Source organism: Nonomuraea sp. NPDC054003 (assembly GCF_055585125.1).
Window position 1 is genome coordinate 336,620 of record NZ_JBVJKR010000008.1, and the last position, 18,175, is coordinate 354,794.

Below are 18,175 nucleotides of genomic sequence, written 5' to 3' on the forward strand. Positions count from 1 at the left end.
GTGTCCCTCTCCAGAGGGCGCCGGCTGGGCGCGTTCGTGTTCCTGGCGCCGGGGCTGGCCTACCTGGTCGTGCTGCTCCTGGTGCCGCTGGCGCTGGTGCTCAGCTACACGGTCTTCCAGCGCGGCCGCTTCGGCGGCGTCATCTACGAGTTCACCTGGGAGAACTTCGAGCGCCTGTTCGACTCGCTCTATCTGCGGGTGCTCGTCGACTCGCTGGAGATGGCCGGGCTGGCGACGCTGATCGCGCTGCTGCTCGGATACCCGACGGCCTACCTGATCGCGCGCCTGCCGCGTAAGTGGAAGACGATCGCGCTGGTCGCGATCGTGCTGCCGTTCTGGACGAACTTCATCATCCGGGTCTACGCCTGGATCATCCTGCTGAGCCCGGAAGGGCTGATCAACGGCTGGCTGCAGGCGTTCGGGCTGGGCCCGTACGAGCTGCTCTACAACCGGGGCGCGGTCGTGCTCGGCCTGCTCTACTCGTACCTGCCGCTGATGGTGCTGCCGCTCTACGCCTCCATCGAGAAGCTCGACCCGCAGCTGCGGGAGGCGTCGGCCAACCTGGGCGCCTCGGCGTTCACCACCTTCCGCAAGGTCACGCTGCCGCTGACGGTGCCGGGCGTGTTCACCGGCTGCCTGTTCGTGTTCGTGCCGAGCTTCGGCAACTTCGTCATCCCCGAGATGCTCGGCGGCGGCAAGTCGGCCATGGTGGGCAACCTGATCCGCACCGAGTTCCTGTCGGCGCGCGACTGGCCGTTCGGCTCCGCCCTGGCGCTGGCGCTCATCGCGGTGCTGCTCGTGCTCCTGGTCGTGCAGGCGTGGGTGACGCGCCGTGCGTAGATCAAGGTGGCTGCACGTCCCGTTCTGGGCGACGTACGTGTTCCTGTACGCGCCGATCCTGGTCCTGGTCGTCATGTCGTTCAACTCCGGCGACTCGGCGTACACCTACGAGGGTTTCAGCCTCGAGTGGTACGGCGAGCTGGCCGGCGACGAGCGGATCATGAGCGGCGTGGTCAACACGCTCATCGTGGCCACCGGCTCGACCGTGATCGCCACCGTGCTCGGCACGATGCTGGCCGTCGGCCTGGCCAGACACTCCAGATCCAAGACGCTGGACGCGCTGGCGCTGATGCCGGCCGTGCTGCCGGACCTGGTGCTCGCGATCGGGCTGCTGCTCTTCTACGGCCTGATCCAGCTCACGCTCGGGCTCTACTCGGCGGTGCTGGCGCACGCGCTGTTCTCGATGGCGTTCGTGGCGGCGGTGGTGCGCACCCGGCTCACCGGCGCGGACACCTCCCTGGAGGAGGCCTCGCGCGACCTCGGCGCCGGCCCGTTCACCACGTTCATGAAGATCACGCTGCCGCAGCTGGCCCCCGGCATCGTCGCGGGCGCGCTGCTCGCGTTCACGCTGTCGCTGGACGAGTTCGTGATCGCCTACTTCACGATCGGCAACCACGAGCAGACGCTGCCGATCGTCATCTACTCGATGATCCGTTTCGGGGTCACCCCGAAGATCAACGCGCTGGCCGCGATCCTGCTCCTGGTGAGCTTCACGGCGGTGATCGCCGGACAGCGCATGACCAAGATCGGGGAAAGGATGCCGCGTGCTCAAGATTGACGGGATCACCCGCAGGTTCGGCGACGTCACCGCGCTCGACGGCGTCTCGCTGGAGATCGGCCAGGGCGAGTTCTTCGCCCTGCTCGGCCCGTCGGGCTGCGGCAAGACGACGCTGCTGCGCATCATCGCCGGGTTCGAGACGCCCGACGCCGGCACGGTCACGCTCGACGGCGAGGACCTGCTGGACAAGCAGCCGAACCGGCGCCCCATCAGCCTGATGTTCCAGTCGTACGCGCTGTTCCCGCACATGACCGTGCGGAAGAACGTCGCGTACGGGCTTGAGCGCGAGAAGCTGCCGCGCGCCGAGATCAAGAAGCGCGTCGGCGAGGTGCTGGAGACGGTGGGCCTGTCGGAGCTGGCCGGCCGCAAGCCGAGCCAGCTCTCCGGCGGCCAGCGGCAGCGCGTCGCGCTGGCACGATCCATCGTCAAGCGCCCGCGCCTGCTCCTGCTGGACGAGCCGCTGTCGGCGCTCGACAAGAAGGTCCGCGCCGACATGCAGTTGGAGCTCAAGCGGCTGCAGAACGAGGTCGGCATCACGTTCGTGGTCGTCACCCACGACCAGGAGGAGGCCATGTCGCTCGCCGACCGCATCGCGGTCTTCGACAGCGGCGCGGTGCGCCAGGTGGACGAGCCGGTCGCGCTCTACGAGCGGCCCCGCACCCCCTTCGTCGCCGACTTCGTCGGCGCCAACAACCTCTTCGAGGGTACGGCCGGCGCCAAGGACGAGCTGGAGACCGAGGACTTCGGGGTGCTGCCCGGCTCCCCGGCGGAGGGCCTGGAGCAGGGCGCCAAGGCGCTGCTGGCCGTCCGGCCGGAGCGGGTGAGGCTGATCGGGGCCACCGAGTCACGCGGCCTGAAGGGCACCGTGGTGGACGTAAGCTTCTACGGAGGCGTCTCCCACGTCTCGGTCGGGGTTCCCGGCCGGGGCAAGCCCGTGCTGGCGGCCGTCCAGGGCGCGAGCGACGTGCGGCCGGGCGCCGAGGTCCGGCTCGACTGGCAGGCCGATGAGGCGGTCATCATCCCGGTGGATCAATGAAGCAGATCGTTGCCCGTGACCGTGCGGGCGTACGAGAGGATCAGCTCCGCGGCCTCGTCGGGGCCGATGAGCGGGTGACGAGCGGTGATGCGGTAGCCGTACGCGTCCTCCAGCGCGACCAGGTTGCGCGAGATCGTCAGCGTGTCGGTGGTGAGCCTGAAGACGCCCAGCGCCGCCCCGGTGTCCAGGATCGACTGGTACATCGACACCTGCCGGTCGTAGAGCGAGGTGAGCAGCACCCCGTAGACGCGGTTGCGGCCGGCCGCGCCGCCCATCTCGTTGAGCAGCCGCACGTCCGGGTCGAGCGATCCGGTGGGCAGCCCCGACCGGATCGTCAGCACCAGCTTGGCGACCGGGTCGGTGTGCGCGGCGAGCTGCCGCAGCCGCTGCTCGTAGAAGCGCTCCATGCCCGCGTGCTGCGCCTCGACCAGCAGCTCGCTCAGGTCGGGGTAGTGGTAGAGCACCGCGCCGGAGGTCAGCCCGGCCTCCTCGGCCACGTGCGAGAGCTGCACCCGGTCGATGCCATGCCGGATGATGGCCCGCCGCGCCGCCTCGATCAGGTCGATGCGCCGGTCACTGCGGCTCTTGCGCTGGGCCATCTTCGCCTTCGCTTCCCAGAGTTCGCTTTACATTCAGGAATCCGTTGACCATAGTGCCCTGAAGTTGACCTTCGCGCCAGATGCGTAATTGAATTCCCCTTCAAAAGGCTAGATCTCCCCCGGAGCGCACATGTCTCTCACCATCCTGTTCATGCCGGAAAGCGCCTACGGCCCGACCAACAACAGCGCCGGCATCGGCGACATCCTCCGCCGCCGCGGCCACCGCGTCGTCTTCGCCGCCGAGGCGTCGTGGAAGGGCAAGCTCGAGGCGCTCGGGTTCGAGGAGGACCTGGTCGACCTCGCGCCTCCGGCCGAGGAGGAGCAGGACGCGGGCCAGTTCTGGAAGGACTTCATCCGCGACACCGCGCCCGAATACCGCAAGAGCACCCGCGAGCAGCTGGAGACCGTCACCGCTCCGATCTGGAAGGAGCTGATCGACGGCGCCAAGTACTGCGAGCCGCAGCTGAAGGAGATCATCGAGCGGGTCCAGCCGGACGTCATCGTCGAGGACAACGTGCTCACCTTCCCGGCGCTGCTGACCGCCGGCAAGAAGTTCGTCCGCATCGTCTCCTGCAACCCGCTGGAGGTCCGCGGCGAGGGCATCCCGCCGGTCTTCTCCGGCCTGCCCGCCGCCGACCGCGCCGAGTGGGACGCCTTCCGTGCCGAGTACGACCGCACCCACCGCGAGATGTGGACCGCATGGAACGAGTGGTGCGTCGAGCAGGGCACCGAGCCGCTGCCCGAGCTCGACTTCATCCACGAGGGCGACCTGAACCTCTACGTGTACCCGGAGCTGCTCGACTACGTCGACGCCCGCCCGCTGGGCGCCAACTGGCACCGGCTCGACTCCTCGGTGCGCGAGACCGACGAGGACTTCGAGCTGCCCTTCGAGCGCAACGAGGGCGCCTCGCTGGTCTACTTCTCGCTCGGCTCGCTCGGCTCGGCCGACGTGGGGCTCATGCAGCGGGTGATCGACGTGCTGGGGACCACGCCGCACCAGTACGTCGTCTCCATGGGCCCGCTGCACGAGGAGATCAAGCTCGCCGGAAACATGTGGGGCGCCGAGTTCCTGCCCCAGACGAAGATCATCCCGCAGTGTGACCTGGTCATCACGCACGGCGGCAACAACACCACCACCGAGGCGCTCCACTTCGGCAAGCCGATGATCCTGCTGCCGCTCTTCTGGGACCAGTACGACAACGCCCAGCGGGTGCACGAACTCGGCTATGGTGTCAGGCTTTCCACCTACACCTTCACCGACGAGGAGCTGACGGGGGCGCTCGACCGCCTCCTCGGCGACGAAGAGATGCGCGCCAAGCTGGCCGCCGCCGGCGAGGAGATCCGCCGCCGCGACGGCCTGCGCAAGGCCGCCGACCTGATCGAGGAGCTCGGCCGCAGCTAGGCGGCCGGGGCCAGCGAGGAAAGTAAGTTCATGCGTACGTTGATCAACCCAGCCACCGGCACCGCCTGCGCCGAGGTGCCCGACACTCCCGTGGAGGCCGTCGAGGCCGCCGTGCGGCGGGCCCGCACGGCCTCCGCGGAGTGGGGCGAGGCCACGCCGGCCGAGCGGGCCAAGCTGCTGCTCCGGGTGGCGGACCTGGTGGAGGCCGAGGCCGAGGAGCTGACCAGGCTGGAGGTCGAGGAGACCGGCAAGCCCGCGGCCGTCTTCAGGGACGGCGAGCTGCCCTTCCTCGCCGACAACCTGCGGTTCTTCGCCGGGGCCGCCCGCTCGCTCGACGGCACCGGCGCCGGGGTCTTCAGCTCCGGCTACACCTCGGTGCTGCTGCGCCGCCCCGTCGGGGTGGTCGGGTCGATCGCGCCGTGGAACTTCCCGCTGGTCATGGCCGTCTGGAAGGTCGGCCCGGCGGTCGCCGCCGGCAACGCCGTGGTGATCAAGCCGGCTCCCCAGACGCCGCGCACGACGCTGCGGCTGGCCGAGCTGTTCGCCAAGGCGGGCGCGCCCGCCGGGCTCGTGCAGGCGGTCACCGGCGGCGCCGAGGTCGGCCAGGCCCTGGTCACCGACCCGGGGGTCGACATGGTGAGCGTGACCGGCTCCACCGAGACCGGCCGGGCCGTCATGACCGGCGCCGCAGCCACGCTCAAGCGGGTCCACCTGGAGCTCGGCGGCAAGGCTCCGGCGCTGGTCTTCGAGGACGCCAACCTGGCCGAGATGGCCCGAGGCGTGGCCATGGGCGCCACGTACAACACCGGCCAGGACTGCACCGCCGCCACCCGCGTGTACGTGGCCCGGCAGGTCTACGACGAGGTCGTGGAGGCGCTGCGGGCAACTCTTGCCGAAATCCGGGCCGGCGACCCCTGGGACCCGGAGACCGACATCGGCCCGCTGATCTCCGAGACGCACCGGGAGCGCGTGCACGGCTTCGTGGCACGTTCCGGCGGCCGGATCGCGCACGGCGGCGCGCCGGTCGCCGGGCCGGGCTTCTACTACCCGCCCACGCTTGTGACGGATGTCGCACAGGACAGCGAGATCGTCCAGGGCGAGCTTTTCGGGCCGGTGCTCGTGGTCCTGCCCTTCGACGGCGAGGACGAGGCGGTGCGGCTGGCCAACGACACCCGTTACGGTCTGGCCTCGTCGATCTGGTCGCGTGACGTGGCCCGCGCCATGCGCGTCTCACACCGGCTGGACGTGGGTGTGACCTGGGTCAACGACCATCTCCCGATCGCCAGCGAGGCTCCGCACGGCGGGGTCAAGGGCAGCGGGTCCGGCAAGGACATGAGCCAGGAGGCGGTCCTGGAGTACGCGGTGACGCGGCATCTCATGATCAAACACGCGGCGCCCGCTGAGCGGGACTCCTTCAGGCCAGCCTGAAAGCGTGTGCGGCGGAATGTCGCCCAAAATGCCTACTTGGGCGCATTTGATGGGATATGTTCGGTTGGCCGATCTGGTACGGAGTGTGTTCCAATTACCCAGCCCGGCAGATTCCCATGCGCCACACGCGTGTCTGATTTCTTCGAGCACGTAAGGCGAGAGGTAGCGAGAGTCAGTGAGGACGGAAAACCCCAAGCACACGAGGCCGGGGGACAACACAGGCGGACGTTTCCGGCTGGCGAACTGGCGCGTGCGCTCGAGGCTGGTAGCACTGATCCTCATCCCCACGGTCGTGGGTGTGCTGCTCGCCGGTTTGCAGCTCGCGAGCGCGATCAACACGAGCACCGAGTACCGGCGCCTCACCGAGGTGGCCGAGCTGGCGCAGCGCGTCGGAGCGCTCGCCCACGAGCTGGGCAAGGAGCGCACGCTCACCGCCTGGTACATCGCCGACCGCCGTCGTGCGGGGCGTCTCGCCCAGTTGCGTACCCAGCGTGGAACGGTCGATAACGCCAAAAAGCGGGTAATCGAGGCGGCAGGTGCGATCGACGACAGCCACGCCGCCCGCGTGCGCGCCGACGTCGACGGCATCCTGCGCTGGCTGAACGGCCTCGACGGCCTGCGTGACTCGATGACCGCCCAGAACGTCCCGCCCCGCGCGTCCATCAGCACCTTCACCGACATGATCGGGGTGCTCGCCAACCTGCAGAACGACCTCGGTGAGGGCATCGCCGACGACGGGCTCCAGGGTGACGCGGCCGCGCTGACGGCGCTGCAGCGGGCCAAGGAAGAGGTCTCCCGCCAGCAGGGCATCCTGGTCGTCGCCCTGGTCGAGCGGAAGCTGGACTACGACGACCTGTCCGACTTCCTGGGCTCATGGAACCGGCAGCAGTCGGAGCTCGACAGCTTCACGCAGGAGGCGCGCACCGCCGACCAGGCCGCCTACCGGCAGGCCATGCGCGGCCCGGAGATCGACCGCGCCGACGCGATGCGCCAGCGGGCGCTGGCCCAGCTGCGCGAGTACTCCACCATCAGGGACCTCGACGTCACCACCCGGCGTGACCTCAGCCTCTGGTACGAGAGCACGACGCTGGCGGGCAACGCCATGCGCAAGGTCGAGGACAGCCTGGCCACCAGGGTCGTGACCCAGACCAGGGAGCTGAGCGACGCCGAGCAGCGCAACGCGATCATCTCCGGCGCGACCATCCTGATCCTGCTGCTCCTCGTCCTGGTGATCACCAGCCGGGTGGCCGGTTCGCTGGTCCGCCCGCTGCGCCGGCTGCGCGCCGAGGCGCTCCAGGTGGCCACCACCCGGCTGCCGGAGACGGTCCGCATCCTCCGCGAGGGCGGCGAGGGCGCCCAGATCCCCGAGGTCCCGTCGATCGGCGTCAACACCCGCGACGAGATCGGGGAAGTGGCCCGGGCCTTCGACGAGGTCCACCGCGAGGCGATCCGGCTGGCCGGCGACGAGGCCAAGCTGCGCGCCAACGTCAACGCGATGTTCGTCAACCTCTCCCGCCGCAGCCAGACTCTGGTCGAACGGCAGCTGCAGCTCATCGAGGGCCTGGAGCAGGGCGAGGAGGACGAGCAGCGGCTCGCCAACCTGTTCCGCCTGGACCACCTCGCCACCCGCATGCGCCGCAACAGCGAGAACCTCCTGGTCCTCGCCGGCCAGGAGGCCGCGCGCAAGTGGAGCGAGCCGGTGCCGCTGGTCGACGTGGCCCGCGCCTCGCTGTCCGAGGTCGAGAACTACGAGCGCGTCCAGATCCAGATCCCGTCCGGCATCCAGGTCGCCGGCCCGGCGGTCACCGACACCGTCCACCTGCTGGCCGAGCTGATCGAGAACGCCATCTCGTTCTCCCCGCGCGAGAGCAAGGTGCAGGTCAGCAGCCAGACCGCCGAGGGCGGCGTGCTGGTGACCATCAACGACCAGGGCATCGGCATGAGCCCCGAGGAGCTGGGCGAGGCCAACTGGCGGCTGGCCAACCCGCCGGTCGTGGACGTCGCCGTCTCGCGGCGCATGGGCCTGTTCGTGGTCGGCCGCCTGGCCCTGCGCCACGGCGTCCGCGTCCAGCTCAAGCAGCGCGAGCGCGGCGGCCTGAGCGCGATGGTGCTGCTGCCCGCGACGCTGCTCATCGGCGGGCAGGGCTCGGTGCCGCACCAGCGCTCCCAGTACGACGCGTTCACCAGCTTCGACCCGTCCCAGTTCGACTCCGCCGCCGCGGCGGCCAACGGCTCGGTCTTCCCCGCCCCGTCGTCCCTGTCCATGGAGACGAAGGACGTCCGGGGAAGCGACAGCGCGCCGCTCGACACCCAGTGGCCGGGCACGATCCCGGCGCCCGGTGGAGAGGGCTGGCCGTCGTACCCCGAGCCCGGCAAGCAGGACTGGCCGCCGTTCACCGAGCAGCCCGCCGCTGGCCAGCAGGGCGAGCCCCGCTGGCCGTCCTTCGCCGAGCAGCCGCCGGTCAACCCCGACGACTCCCGCTGGCCGTCGTTCGCCGACCAGCCGCCGCCGGCCAAGGCCGAGGAGCCGCGCTGGCCGTCCTTCGCCGACGAGCCGTCCGCGCAGCAGGACCAGCCGCGCTGGCCCTCGTTCGCCGAGGACCCCGCGGCGCGGCGCGACGAGGCCCAGTGGCCGTCCTTCGCCACCGAGCCGCCGCCGCAGCGGGAGGAGCCGCGCTGGGGATCCTTCGGCGACCCGGCCCCGCAGGCGCCCTTCGGGGCGGAGCCGAGCCAGCCCTTCGGCGCGGAACCGAGCTCGTTCGGCGACCAGCGCTGGCCCTCCTTCGCGGAGACGGTCAAGGCCGCCCAGTCCTACCCGTCGAACGGCAGCGCCGACCCGTTCGGGCCCGGCGAGTACTCCTCTCAGGACCTGACCGGCCCGCTTCCCGCGGTGCGCAACTCGCCGATGGAGGAGCAGGGCGAGGAGTTCCTGCCGATCTTCTCCTCCGTCGGCTCCGACTGGTTCCGCCGGCCCGAGTCCGAGCAGAGCGCGGAGCCTGAGCTCCGGGCCGCCGCTCCGGTGGAGGAGGCGGAGACCGCCCAGCACGCGGCGGTGACCGACCGTCCGGTGCTGCCGCAGCGCACTCCGGGCCAGTCGGGCGCGGGCGCGTCGTGGTCCTCTCCCGCCGACAGCGGCTGGCAGGCCGCGCAGGCCGCCGCCCAGCCCGCGCAGGGCGGCACCACGTCGTCCGGTCTGCCGCGCCGCGTGCCCAAGGCCAACCTGGTCCCCGGTACGGCGAGCCTCGCCGAACCTGCGGTCACCTCGCCCGCTCCGCAGATCTCGCCCGAGCGGCTGCGGAGCCGGCTGTCGAGTTTCCAGCAAGGTGTACGGCAAGGCCGCGCGTTCACCCGCGGAGATGTGAATGAGGAGGAGCAATGAGAGAGTTGAGCCAGGGAGCGCGTGGCATCAACTGGCTGATCACTGATTTCGTCAACAACGTGCCCGGCGTCGCGCACACCGTCGTGGTGTCGGCCGACGGCCTGCCGTTGGCCTACTCCGAGGGCTTTCCCAAGGACCGGGCCGACCAGCTCGCCGCGGTGGCCTCGGGCGTGATCAGCCTGACCCAGGGCGCCGCCCGGGTTTTCGAGGGCGGGATGGTGACCCAGACCGTCATCGAGATGCAACGCGGACTGTTGATGATCATGTCGATCAGCGACGGCTCCTGTTTGGCGGTTCTGGCCGCACCCGACTGTGACATGGGCCTGGTGGCCTATCAGATGACGCTGTTGGTCGAGCGTGCGGGGCAGGTGCTGACGCCTGCCGTACGCGCTGAACTGCAGGCGGCCCGCCCCCGCTAGCCGGGCGGTGACAGGAGATCATGGTGTCAGGTCAGGGTTGGGCTGGTGATAGCAATACTCCGCCGCATCCGTCGGCTCCCCGTCCGCCGAAGTCCAGCTCCCTGGTCCGGCCGTACGCCGTGACCGGGGGGCGAACCGCCCCGCGGATGAAGTTCGCCATGGAGGCGCTGGTGTCCTCCGTGACGTCCGAATACCAAGACATTTCAATGCTGAGTCCGGAATATCAGGCGATCATTCAGCTGACTCGGAACGTCCGGTCAGTTGCCGAGATCTCCGCCCTCTTAAAGCAACCTCTGGGGGTGGTCCGGGTGCTGATCGCCGACATGGCGTCAGAAGGCCTGATCCGCGTGCACCAGCCTGCCCTGGACGCGGGCAAGCCGGACCTCAACCTGCTGGAAAGGGTGCTCAGTGGACTTCGCAGGCTCTAGCGCCGGGCTCACCTCGACGAAGATCGTCGTGGCGGGCGGGTTCGGCGTGGGCAAGACGACGTTCGTGAAAGCGGTGTCCGAAATCCTGCCGCTCACCACGGAGGCGGTGATGACGGACGCGTCGGCCGGTGTGGACGACGTCTCGCTCACCCCCAACAAGACGACCACCACGGTGGCCATGGACTTCGGCCGCGTGTCGCTGGACCGGGAGCTGATCCTCTACCTGTTCGGCACGCCCGGTCAGCACCGGTTCTGGTTCATGTGGGACGACCTCGTACGCGGCGCCATCGGCGCGGTCGTGCTGCTCGACACCCGCCGGCTGGCGGACAGCTTCCCCGCGATCGACTACTTCGAAGAGGCCAAGCTGCCGTTCGTCATCGGCATCAACGGCTGGGACGGGCAGTTCGCCCACTCGGAGGACGAGGTGCGCGAGGCGCTGTCGATCGGCCCGCAGACCCCGATCGTGCGGCTGGACGCCCGCGTCAGGGACTCGGTCAAGGCCACCCTGATCGCGCTGGTCGAGCACGCGCTGTCCCGCCACATGCACGCGCCCGCCTGATCCGGACGGGAGAACGGCCGCCGCCGCGTTCCGGCGGCGGCCGCCGTGTGTCTCCTGCGCGCCCCCGGGAGGTCAGTGGGCCACCGGCTGGCCGCGGACCAGGCGGCCCACCTCGGCGCGCAGGTGGACGAAGTCGGGGTGCTCGCGGGTGTTGATCTGGTCGCGCGGCGACGGCAGGTCCACCTGGAGGTCGGCGACGACGTGCGCGGGCGCCTTGGACAGCACCACCACGCGGTCGCCCACGTACACGCTCTCGTCGATGTCGTGGGTGATCAGCACGATCGTCATCTTGTGATGCCCGCGCACCTTGAGCACGAGGTCCTCCAGGTCCTCGCGGGTCTGCGCGTCGACCGAGCCGAACGGCTCGTCCATGAGCATCAGCGTGGGCCGGTAAGCCAGCGCGCGGGCGATCGCCACCCGCTGCTGCATGCCACCGGAGAGCTGGAACGGGTACTTGCGGCCCGCGCCGGAGAGTCCCACCGACTCCAGCGCCTCGGCCGCGGCCTCGCGGCGGCGCTTCTTGTCCATGTTCTTGCGGCGCAGCGGCAGCGCCACGTTGTCGGCCACCGACATCCAGGGGAACAGGGACCGGCTGTAGTCCTGGAACACCACGGCGAGGTTGTCGGGGGTCTGCCTGACCAGCTCTCCGTCGACCTTGATGCGGCCGCCGGTCGGGGTGATCAAGCCGGCGATGGACCGCAGGAGGGTGGACTTGCCGCAGCCGGAGGGGCCCACGATGCACAGTAACTCGCCTTCGGCCACGCTCAGGTTGAGCTGGTCGATGGCGTGGTGCGCGCTGGGCCCGCCGCCGCCGTAGATGTGGGTGAGGTTCTCTATCTCAAGCAAGGCGATTGTCCTAAAAGGGGGCGAATCCAGAGATAACACGGCGACTCTACCGAAGGCCACATTGGTTGCACATGGTTACGCCGTACCGGCCGGTTCATGTCAAGCGCCCGCCGTCTCGCGGGCGTGATGCCAGCCGAGCACGCGGCGCTCGACGACCAGGAACACCTCGTTCAGCAGATAGCCCAGGATGCCCAGGAGCACGATCCCGGCCCACATCGCCGGCAGGTTGAACATCGAGTACGCGACCGTCAGCTGGAAGCCGATGCCGTTCGTGGTGCCGGGCAGCAGCTCGGCGAAGACGGTGACGATCAGTGACAGCGACAGGGCCAGCCGCAGCCCGGCGAACACCTTCGGCAACGCGGCGGGCAGCACGATCCGCAGCACCCGTTCCCGGCGCGACAGCCGGAAGGCCCGCCCGGTCTCCAGGTAGAGCGGCTCCACCGCGCGGGCGCCGTCGGCGGTGTTGAGCAGCACCGGCCAGATGATGCTGAACATGATGAAGGCGAGCTGCATCCGCATCCCGAAGCCGAACACCACGAGGAACACCGTCACCAGCGCCGGCGGCGGGATCGCCCGCAGGAACTGCAGCACGCCGTCGAGGTAGTCGTAGGCCCTGGAGGACAGCCCGAGCGCCAGCCCGAGCAGGATCCCGGCGGTGGCGCCGCCGGCCAGCCCGCCCGCCATCCTGCCCAGGCTCGGCAGGATGTCGGCCACGGCCTGGTCGGTCAGGAACAGCCTGCCGGGCGGCCCGGAGAACCACATGGCGTGCATCCGGGTCACGATCGTGGACGGCGGCGGGAAGAACGCGCTGCCCGCGGCCCTGGTCGCGACCTCCCAGAGGATCACGAGCACGATCAGCAGCGGCCACCGGAGCAGCGCCCCGCCCAGCCTGGTCATGAGCCGCCTCCCACGCGCGTGTGATGCCACCGGAACAGCCGCCGCTCGGCCGCCACCAGCAGGGCGTTGACCACCACGCCGAACAGCCCCACCCAGACGACCCCGGCGAGGATGTCGTCCATCCGGGCCGGCACCGCGATGCCGGCGAAGTAGATGAACACGCCGATGCCCTCGCCCCGCCCGGCCACGATCTCGGTGCTGACGGTCAGGATGAGCGCCACCCCGGTGGCCAGCCGGAAGCCGGTCATGATGAACGGCGCCGCCGAGGGCAGCGACACCCACCACAGCACCGAGAGACGGCCGAAGCCATAGGAGCGCAGCGACTCCCTGGCCACCGGGTCCACGCCGCGCAGCCCGTACATCGTGTTGTAGAGGATGGGCCAGACGGCGGCGTAGATCACCAGCGTGACGCGCAGCTGCAGGCCGGTCCCGATGAGCAGCGCCACCAGCGGGATGAGCGCCACGGACGGGATGGGCCGCAGGAACTCCACGATCGCCCGCGTCGCCGCGTCGATCATCGGGACGCTGCCGAACAGCACGCCGAGCGGCACCGCGACCAGCGCCGCCACGGCCAGCCCGATCGCCCACGCGAGCACGCTCGTGCCCGCGTGCGCGCGGAAGCCCTCGTCGAACAGCAGGGCTCCGGCGCGCTGGAGGATCTCCGAGGCGGGCGGCAGGAACTCGGCCAGGCCGGCCCGCCCCGCGATCTCCACCAGCGCGGCGAACGCGAGCGCTCCCGTCACGCGGCGCGCCCACCGGGAGGACCGGGGACGCGCCAGAGGCGAGCGGGTGAGTACGGGGGCGTTCACCCCGAGGTGGTGGGCGACATCAGCGACGCGACGTCGATGTCCTTGCCGAGCCATCCGGCCTCGACCATCCAGTCGGCCACCCGCTGCAGCCGCACCGGGTTGTCGGAGCTGGAGAAGTACGGGAACGTGACGGTGGCGGCGGTCGCCTTCTCGATCTGGGTGAAGTTGGGCAGCACGTCGACGACGAGCTCGCGGTTGGACTCCATCATCTTGGCCGCGGCGTGCAGCGCGCGCTGGAAGGCGGCGGCCGTGTTCGGGTTCTTCTCGTACCATTCCTGGGTGCTGACGTAGCCCGAGATGGGGAACTCGGCGGCCGGGCCGGACGCCGGGTCGAGAATCTTGCGGGCGCCCATCTGGGAGGTCGCCGCGGTCACCATGGGCTCACCCAGGTAAGCCGCGTCGATCTGGCCCTTCTGCCAGGCCGGCATGATGTTCTGGAACGTCACCTGGACGTATTTGATCTTTTTCGGATCGACATTATTTGCTTTTAGGACCTGGGTCAGCGCGAGCTCCTGGAAATTGTGCAGGACGTTCACGTTGATCGTCTTGCCTTCGAGGTCCTTGGCCGACCTGATCGGCGAATCAGGCAAAGCCATCACACTCAGGGAATCCGGGGCCGCGCGAGAGCCCTCGGCCAGGATCCGCAGCTTCAGCGCGCCCTGGTCGTGGGCCTGGAACATGGACACGTAATTGCCGAACATGGCGTCGATCTCGCCATTCAGGAGCATGGGAATGGCCTCGGGGGACGACTGCACGATCTGCGGCGTGACCTTGAGCCCCTCCTTCTCGAACAGTTTCTGGTCGATGGCCACGTACAGGGCGGCCGTGTCGATGGCCGGCAGGCCGACGACCTTGATCTCGGTCTTCTCCAGGCCGCCGTTGGCGGCAGCGGTTGAGGTCGGCGCGCTGGTCGTGGTGCTGTCACCGCTGCACGCGGTGATTCCCAGCGCCAGGACCAGCCCGATGACGGCGGCCCTGCTAGGACGGCCAAGCCTCATGTCTGGGACTCCCTTCGCACGGTTAGACGGAGCCTGAAGGTAGGGGGGTGGTCTGTTTCTCGCGGGAGGTGCGCCTGGACACGCAACAAGCACTGACGGTAGCACCAGATGGCGCTCCATCATCGCGAAAATAACACTTATGGTTGCATTGCCGGTTTGACGTTCTATCGTGGTGATTGGCTTGAACAATTAACAATCTTCGTGCTTTCGCCTGCCTTGACTGGGGTTGAGGGGCTCGGGTCGGGCGGTGAAGGAGGTGATGGGTGGGTTCCCGATACTGGTGATGCGTTCGATGATCGGCCAATACGAGCTGTGAGTCGGCTGCCCTCATTTCTCATGACGTGATGGGCGGTCTGGTGACCGTGTCGCGATATCGGGGACGATTAGGCGCCCCGTGCTCGAAATGGCCCTCATCTCGATAGTCAATGAGCCCCCACCCGCAATGGTCATCGAGATTCCCCGTCCGGGGCGAGAGGTTGCGAAGGCAGTGAGTAAGCAGGGTGCTGTAGCTTCCGTTGACCGCGAACCGCACGGCCACCAGGACCGACACCGGACCAGACCTTTCCCGAGCAGATTCCGTCTGGGCAACTGGCACGTGCGATCACGCCTGGTCGCGCTCATCGCGGTGCCCACGGCCGTGGGCGTCGCCCTGGGCGGCCTGAACGTGATCACCTCGCTCCAGGACGCGAACACGTACCAGACCCTGCGCGAGGTCGCCGAGCTGAGCGAGTCGCTCGGCGCGGTCTCCCACGCGCTCGCCGCCGAGCGGGACGAGACCGCTCTCTACATCGCCCAGGGCAGGCCCGACGTGCGCGAGCCGCAGCTGCGCGGCATCCACAACGAGGTCGACGACCTCATCGCGGACGTCAGGCAGCGCGCCACCGCCGTGAACGACACCCACGGCGACGCCGTCCGCCCGGTGCTGCGCAGGCTGGAGGAGATCCGGGCGCTGCGCGACACCGCCGTCGAGGGCAAGATCCAGCCGTTGCCGACGATCGTCAAGTACTCCCAGATCAACGCGGGCATCCTGCAGTTCCACGACCAGCTCGGCCAGGTCGCCGTCGACGACGTGGTCGCGCACACCGCGGGCGCCATGGCGGCGATCGCGCGGGCCAAGGAGCAGGCGTCCAGACAGCGCGGCATCCTCGCCAGCGCGCTGGACAAGAAGAGCTTCGACGCCGGCGAGCTGGACTCCCTCACCACGTCCAAGGCGCGGGAGGAGAGCGAGGAGACGCTCTTCGCCACGCTGGCGACGCAGGACCAGCTCGAACTCTTCCGCAACGTGGTCGTGGGCCAGGACATCGACCAGACCGACCTGTTCCGGCTCCGGGCCATCGCGCAGTCGGCGCAGAACCGGCCGCTGAGCATCGGCACCGACCCGGCCAAGGACGTCGCCACCTGGTTCGACGTGAGCTCCGGCAAGATCGAGGCGATGCGGAAGGTGGAGACCTCGCTGTCCTCCTCCCTCATCCTGCGCGCCCGCGCGCTGGAGGACGGCGCCAACAGGGCGGCGCTGATCTCGGCCGGGCTCATCATGATCCTGCTGCTCGTGGTGCTCGCCGTCATCACGCTCATCGCCCGCTCCCTGATCAGGCCGCTGCGGAGGCTGCGCCGCGAGGCGCTGGACGTGGCCAACCACCGCCTGCCGGAGACCGTGCGCACGCTGCGCGACAGCGGTGACGCGACGCCCGCCCCCGTCGCGCCGATCGGGGTCAAGACCGAGGACGAGATCGGCGAGGTGGCGCGGGCGTTCGACGAGGTGCACCGGGAAGCGGTGCGGCTGGCGGGGGAGGAGGCGCGGCTGCGCGCCAACGTCAACGCGATGTTCGTGAACCTGTCGCGGCGCAGTCAGACGCTGGTCGAGCGGCAGATCACCCTGATCGACGGCCTGGAGCAGGGCGAGCAGGACGAGCAGCGGCTGGCCAACCTGTTCAAGCTGGATCATCTGGCCACCCGCATGCGCCGCAACTCCGAGAACCTGCTGGTCCTCGCCGGCCAGGACCCGCCACGCCGGTGGAGCCAGCCGGTCAAGATGGTCGACGTGGCCCGCGCCTCGCTGTCGGAGGTGGAGGGATACGAGCGGGTGGTGCTCCAGGTCCCCGACGGAGTGTCGATCGCCGGGCAGGCCGTCAACGACGTCATCCACCTGCTGGCCGAGCTGGTGGAGAACGCGCTGTCGTTCTCCCCGCGCGAGACCCGCGTGACGCTCTCGGGCAGCCGGATCGACGGCGGCGGCGTGATGCTGTCGATCACCGACTCGGGCATCGGCATGACCCAGGAAGAGCTCGCCCAGGCCAACGAACGGCTGACGGACACGCCCGGCATGGACGTCGCGGTCTCGCGCCGCATGGGCCTGTACGTGGTGGCCAGGCTGGCGCACCGGCACGGCGTCCGGGTGCAGTTGCGCCCGCACGCCTCGGGCGGGCTGACCGCGATGGTGCTCATCCCCGAGTCGCTGCTCGCCCAGTCGGCCGCCCTCGCGGGCGCGTCCGGCGGCCAGGGCGACGCGTACACCGGGCCCCAGCCAGCGCCGATGCCGCTCAACGTCTTCCCGATGGGCCCCGGACACCCCTCCTTCCCAGGCCCCGACGTCGGAGCGGACGGCGCCGGCTCCGTCTGGCCGGCCCCGCCGTGGCCGCCGGACGGAAGCTGGCCGGAGCCCAGCCGGGGCGGCGGCGGGTCGTACGAGACCAACGACTGGGTGCCCCCGCGCACCCCCGGATGGAACGGCGGCAACCCGCCGATGCCCCGCCGTGGCATGCCCGACCAGCGGCAGCCCATGGGCTACGCGTACGGCGAGCGCATCGACCCGCCGGAGCGGCCGAAGTACGAGTTCCCCGGCAGCGAGCCGTCCACCGGCCCGCTCCCGGCCGTCGGCCCCGGCTCCTCCGGCAGCGGGGACGACTACCTGCCGATCTACGCCGCGGTGGAGTCGGCCTGGTTCGAGCGCGGCGGTTCGAGCTGGAGCTCGTCGAAGGCGGACGAGGGCTGGTCGGCGGCGCAGGCGGCCGTGGAGCCGGTACGCGACGGCTCGACCGCGGCCGGGCTGCCCAAGCGGGTGCCCAGGGCGAACCTGGTGCCCGGCTCGGCCGAGACCGCGTCGGCGCCCAAGGGCGTCATGCCGGTGCCCGCCGTCTCGCCGGATCGGACCCGCTCCCGGCTGTCGAGCTTCCAGCAGGGCTTCCGCGCGGCGCGCGACGACATCAACGGCGGCCGGACACCGGCGAACACGCCCCCGCCCGGCCCGGCCTTCGGCGGGAACGCGTCCGGAGGGAACACCTTCGGCGGCATCAACGGCAGGAACGACGACACAGGCGAGGACCTATGAACGAGCTGAGCCATGCCGCACGTGGCGTGGACTGGTTGATCACCGATTTCGTCAGCACGGTGCCGGGCGTGGCGCACGCCGTGGTGGTCTCCTCCGACGGGCTGCCGCTGGCGGCCTCGTCGGGGTTCCCCGCGGACAGGGCTGATCAGCTCGCGGCCATCGCGTCCGGCCTGGTGTCGCTGACCGCGGGAGCGGCCCGGGTGTTCGAAGGCGGCGGGGTGGCGCAGACCATCGTCGAGATGCAGCGGGGGCTGATGCTCATCATGTCGGTCTCGGACGGCTCCTGCCTGGCGGTGCTGGCCGCCCCCGACTGCGACATGGGCCTGGTGGCGTACCAGATGACCTTGATGGTGGACCGGGCGGGGCAAGTGCTCACGCCCGCGGTGCGTGCGGAACTGCGCGCGGCCCAGACCAGGTGATGCGGGTGAC

General features: G+C 69.9%; 16 protein-coding genes. 11 read left to right on the forward strand and 5 right to left on the reverse strand.

Annotation, left to right across the window (positions count from 1 at the left end; genetic code table 11):
- From ACZ6YG_RS23095 to ACZ6YG_RS23105, 3 genes are read left to right on the forward strand one after another with little or no spacing between them, the layout of a single operon-like run.
- Positions 1–840 (forward strand): ABC transporter permease, encoded by an 840-nt coding sequence (locus ACZ6YG_RS23095; RefSeq protein ID WP_308249040.1) that lies wholly within the window; start codon positions 1–3, stop codon positions 838–840.
- Positions 833–1,618: an ABC transporter permease gene (locus ACZ6YG_RS23100; protein WP_148033802.1), complete on the forward strand. Its 786-nt coding sequence runs from the start codon at positions 833–835 to the stop codon at positions 1,616–1,618. The genes ACZ6YG_RS23095 and ACZ6YG_RS23100 overlap by 8 nt, the downstream gene beginning before the upstream one ends.
- Positions 1,605–2,654 (forward strand): ABC transporter ATP-binding protein, encoded by a 1,050-nt coding sequence (locus tag ACZ6YG_RS23105; RefSeq protein ID WP_148033801.1) that lies wholly within the window; start codon positions 1,605–1,607, stop codon positions 2,652–2,654. Before ACZ6YG_RS23100 ends, ACZ6YG_RS23105 begins: the two co-directional genes overlap by 14 nt.
- Here ACZ6YG_RS23105 and ACZ6YG_RS23110 read toward each other — a convergent pair.
- Positions 2,648–3,253, reverse strand: coding sequence for a TetR/AcrR family transcriptional regulator (locus ACZ6YG_RS23110; protein WP_148033800.1), 606 nt, complete (start codon positions 3,251–3,253; stop codon positions 2,648–2,650). The genes ACZ6YG_RS23105 and ACZ6YG_RS23110 overlap by 7 nt on opposite strands.
- 130 nt (positions 3,254–3,383) lie before the next feature.
- Between ACZ6YG_RS23110 and ACZ6YG_RS23115 the strand changes: the two genes are divergently transcribed.
- The 6 genes from ACZ6YG_RS23115 to ACZ6YG_RS23140 all read left to right on the forward strand — a co-directional run bounded on the left by ACZ6YG_RS23115 (position 3,384) and on the right by ACZ6YG_RS23140 (position 10,868).
- Positions 3,384–4,655, forward strand: coding sequence for a glycosyltransferase (locus tag ACZ6YG_RS23115; protein ID WP_148033799.1), 1,272 nt, complete (start codon positions 3,384–3,386; stop codon positions 4,653–4,655).
- 30 nt (positions 4,656–4,685) lie between these two features.
- On the forward strand, positions 4,686–6,083 hold the full coding sequence (locus ACZ6YG_RS23120) for an aminobutyraldehyde dehydrogenase (RefSeq protein ID WP_466019156.1): 1,398 nt from the start codon (positions 4,686–4,688) through the stop codon (positions 6,081–6,083).
- Positions 6,084–6,375: 292 nt separating this feature from the next.
- Complete coding sequence (locus ACZ6YG_RS23125; protein ID WP_466019157.1) at positions 6,376–9,462, forward strand: sensor histidine kinase; 3,087 nt, start codon at positions 6,376–6,378, stop codon at positions 9,460–9,462.
- Positions 9,459–9,881: a roadblock/LC7 domain-containing protein gene (locus ACZ6YG_RS23130; protein WP_148033796.1), complete on the forward strand. Its 423-nt coding sequence runs from the start codon at positions 9,459–9,461 to the stop codon at positions 9,879–9,881. The genes ACZ6YG_RS23125 and ACZ6YG_RS23130 overlap by 4 nt, the downstream gene beginning before the upstream one ends.
- 20 nt (positions 9,882–9,901) lie before the next feature.
- On the forward strand, positions 9,902–10,309 hold the full coding sequence (locus ACZ6YG_RS23135; RefSeq protein WP_246640375.1) for a DUF742 domain-containing protein: 408 nt from the start codon (positions 9,902–9,904) through the stop codon (positions 10,307–10,309).
- Positions 10,290–10,868: a GTP-binding protein gene (locus ACZ6YG_RS23140; protein WP_148033795.1), complete on the forward strand. Its 579-nt coding sequence runs from the start codon at positions 10,290–10,292 to the stop codon at positions 10,866–10,868. Before ACZ6YG_RS23135 ends, ACZ6YG_RS23140 begins: the two co-directional genes overlap by 20 nt.
- Positions 10,869–10,940: 72 nt before the next feature.
- On the opposite strand, the gene ACZ6YG_RS23145 is transcribed toward ACZ6YG_RS23140, so the two are convergent.
- From ACZ6YG_RS23145 to ACZ6YG_RS23160, 4 genes are all read right to left on the reverse strand, one after another.
- Positions 10,941–11,714 carry an ABC transporter ATP-binding protein gene (locus ACZ6YG_RS23145; protein WP_187281345.1) on the reverse strand — a complete coding sequence of 258 codons (774 nt, stop codon included), beginning with the start codon at positions 11,712–11,714 and terminating at the stop codon, positions 10,941–10,943.
- A 99-nt stretch (positions 11,715–11,813) separates the two neighbouring features.
- Entirely contained in the window at positions 11,814–12,611 is a 798-nt protein-coding gene (locus ACZ6YG_RS23150; protein WP_364226558.1) for an ABC transporter permease, read from the reverse strand.
- Entirely contained in the window at positions 12,608–13,354 is a 747-nt protein-coding gene (locus tag ACZ6YG_RS23155) for an ABC transporter permease (protein WP_466019158.1), read from the reverse strand. Before ACZ6YG_RS23155 ends, ACZ6YG_RS23150 begins: the two co-directional genes overlap by 4 nt.
- 62 nt (positions 13,355–13,416) lie before the next feature.
- Positions 13,417–14,418, reverse strand: a complete 1,002-nt coding sequence (locus tag ACZ6YG_RS23160) for an ABC transporter substrate-binding protein (protein WP_187281344.1) — start codon at positions 14,416–14,418, stop codon at positions 13,417–13,419.
- Positions 14,419–15,013: 595 nt separating this feature from the next.
- Here ACZ6YG_RS23160 and ACZ6YG_RS23165 point away from each other — a divergent pair.
- Positions 15,014–17,746, forward strand: coding sequence for a sensor histidine kinase (locus ACZ6YG_RS23165; RefSeq protein WP_187281343.1), 2,733 nt, complete (start codon positions 15,014–15,016; stop codon positions 17,744–17,746).
- Positions 17,743–18,165, forward strand: coding sequence for a roadblock/LC7 domain-containing protein (locus tag ACZ6YG_RS23170; RefSeq protein ID WP_148033790.1), 423 nt, complete (start codon positions 17,743–17,745; stop codon positions 18,163–18,165). The genes ACZ6YG_RS23165 and ACZ6YG_RS23170 overlap by 4 nt, the downstream gene beginning before the upstream one ends.
- Positions 18,166–18,175: the final 10 nt, after the last annotated feature.

Bases quoted from the DNA above. Each gene is read 5' to 3' on its own strand.
- ACZ6YG_RS23170 (WP_148033790.1), top strand. From the start codon at position 17,743: ATGAACGAGCTGAGCCATGCCGCACGTGGCGTGGACTGGTTGATCACC.
- ACZ6YG_RS23115 (WP_148033799.1), top strand. From the start codon at position 3,384: ATGTCTCTCACCATCCTGTTCATGCCGGAAAGCGCCTACGGCCCGACC.
- ACZ6YG_RS23150 (WP_364226558.1), bottom strand. From the start codon at position 12,611: ATGACCAGGCTGGGCGGGGCGCTGCTCCGGTGGCCGCTGCTGATCGTG.
- ACZ6YG_RS23130 (WP_148033796.1), top strand. From the start codon at position 9,459: ATGAGAGAGTTGAGCCAGGGAGCGCGTGGCATCAACTGGCTGATCACT.
- ACZ6YG_RS23120 (WP_466019156.1), top strand. From the start codon at position 4,686: ATGCGTACGTTGATCAACCCAGCCACCGGCACCGCCTGCGCCGAGGTG.
- ACZ6YG_RS23135 (WP_246640375.1), top strand. From the start codon at position 9,902: ATGGTGTCAGGTCAGGGTTGGGCTGGTGATAGCAATACTCCGCCGCAT.
- ACZ6YG_RS23110 (WP_148033800.1), bottom strand. From the start codon at position 3,253: ATGGCCCAGCGCAAGAGCCGCAGTGACCGGCGCATCGACCTGATCGAG.
- ACZ6YG_RS23160 (WP_187281344.1), bottom strand. From the start codon at position 14,418: ATGAGGCTTGGCCGTCCTAGCAGGGCCGCCGTCATCGGGCTGGTCCTG.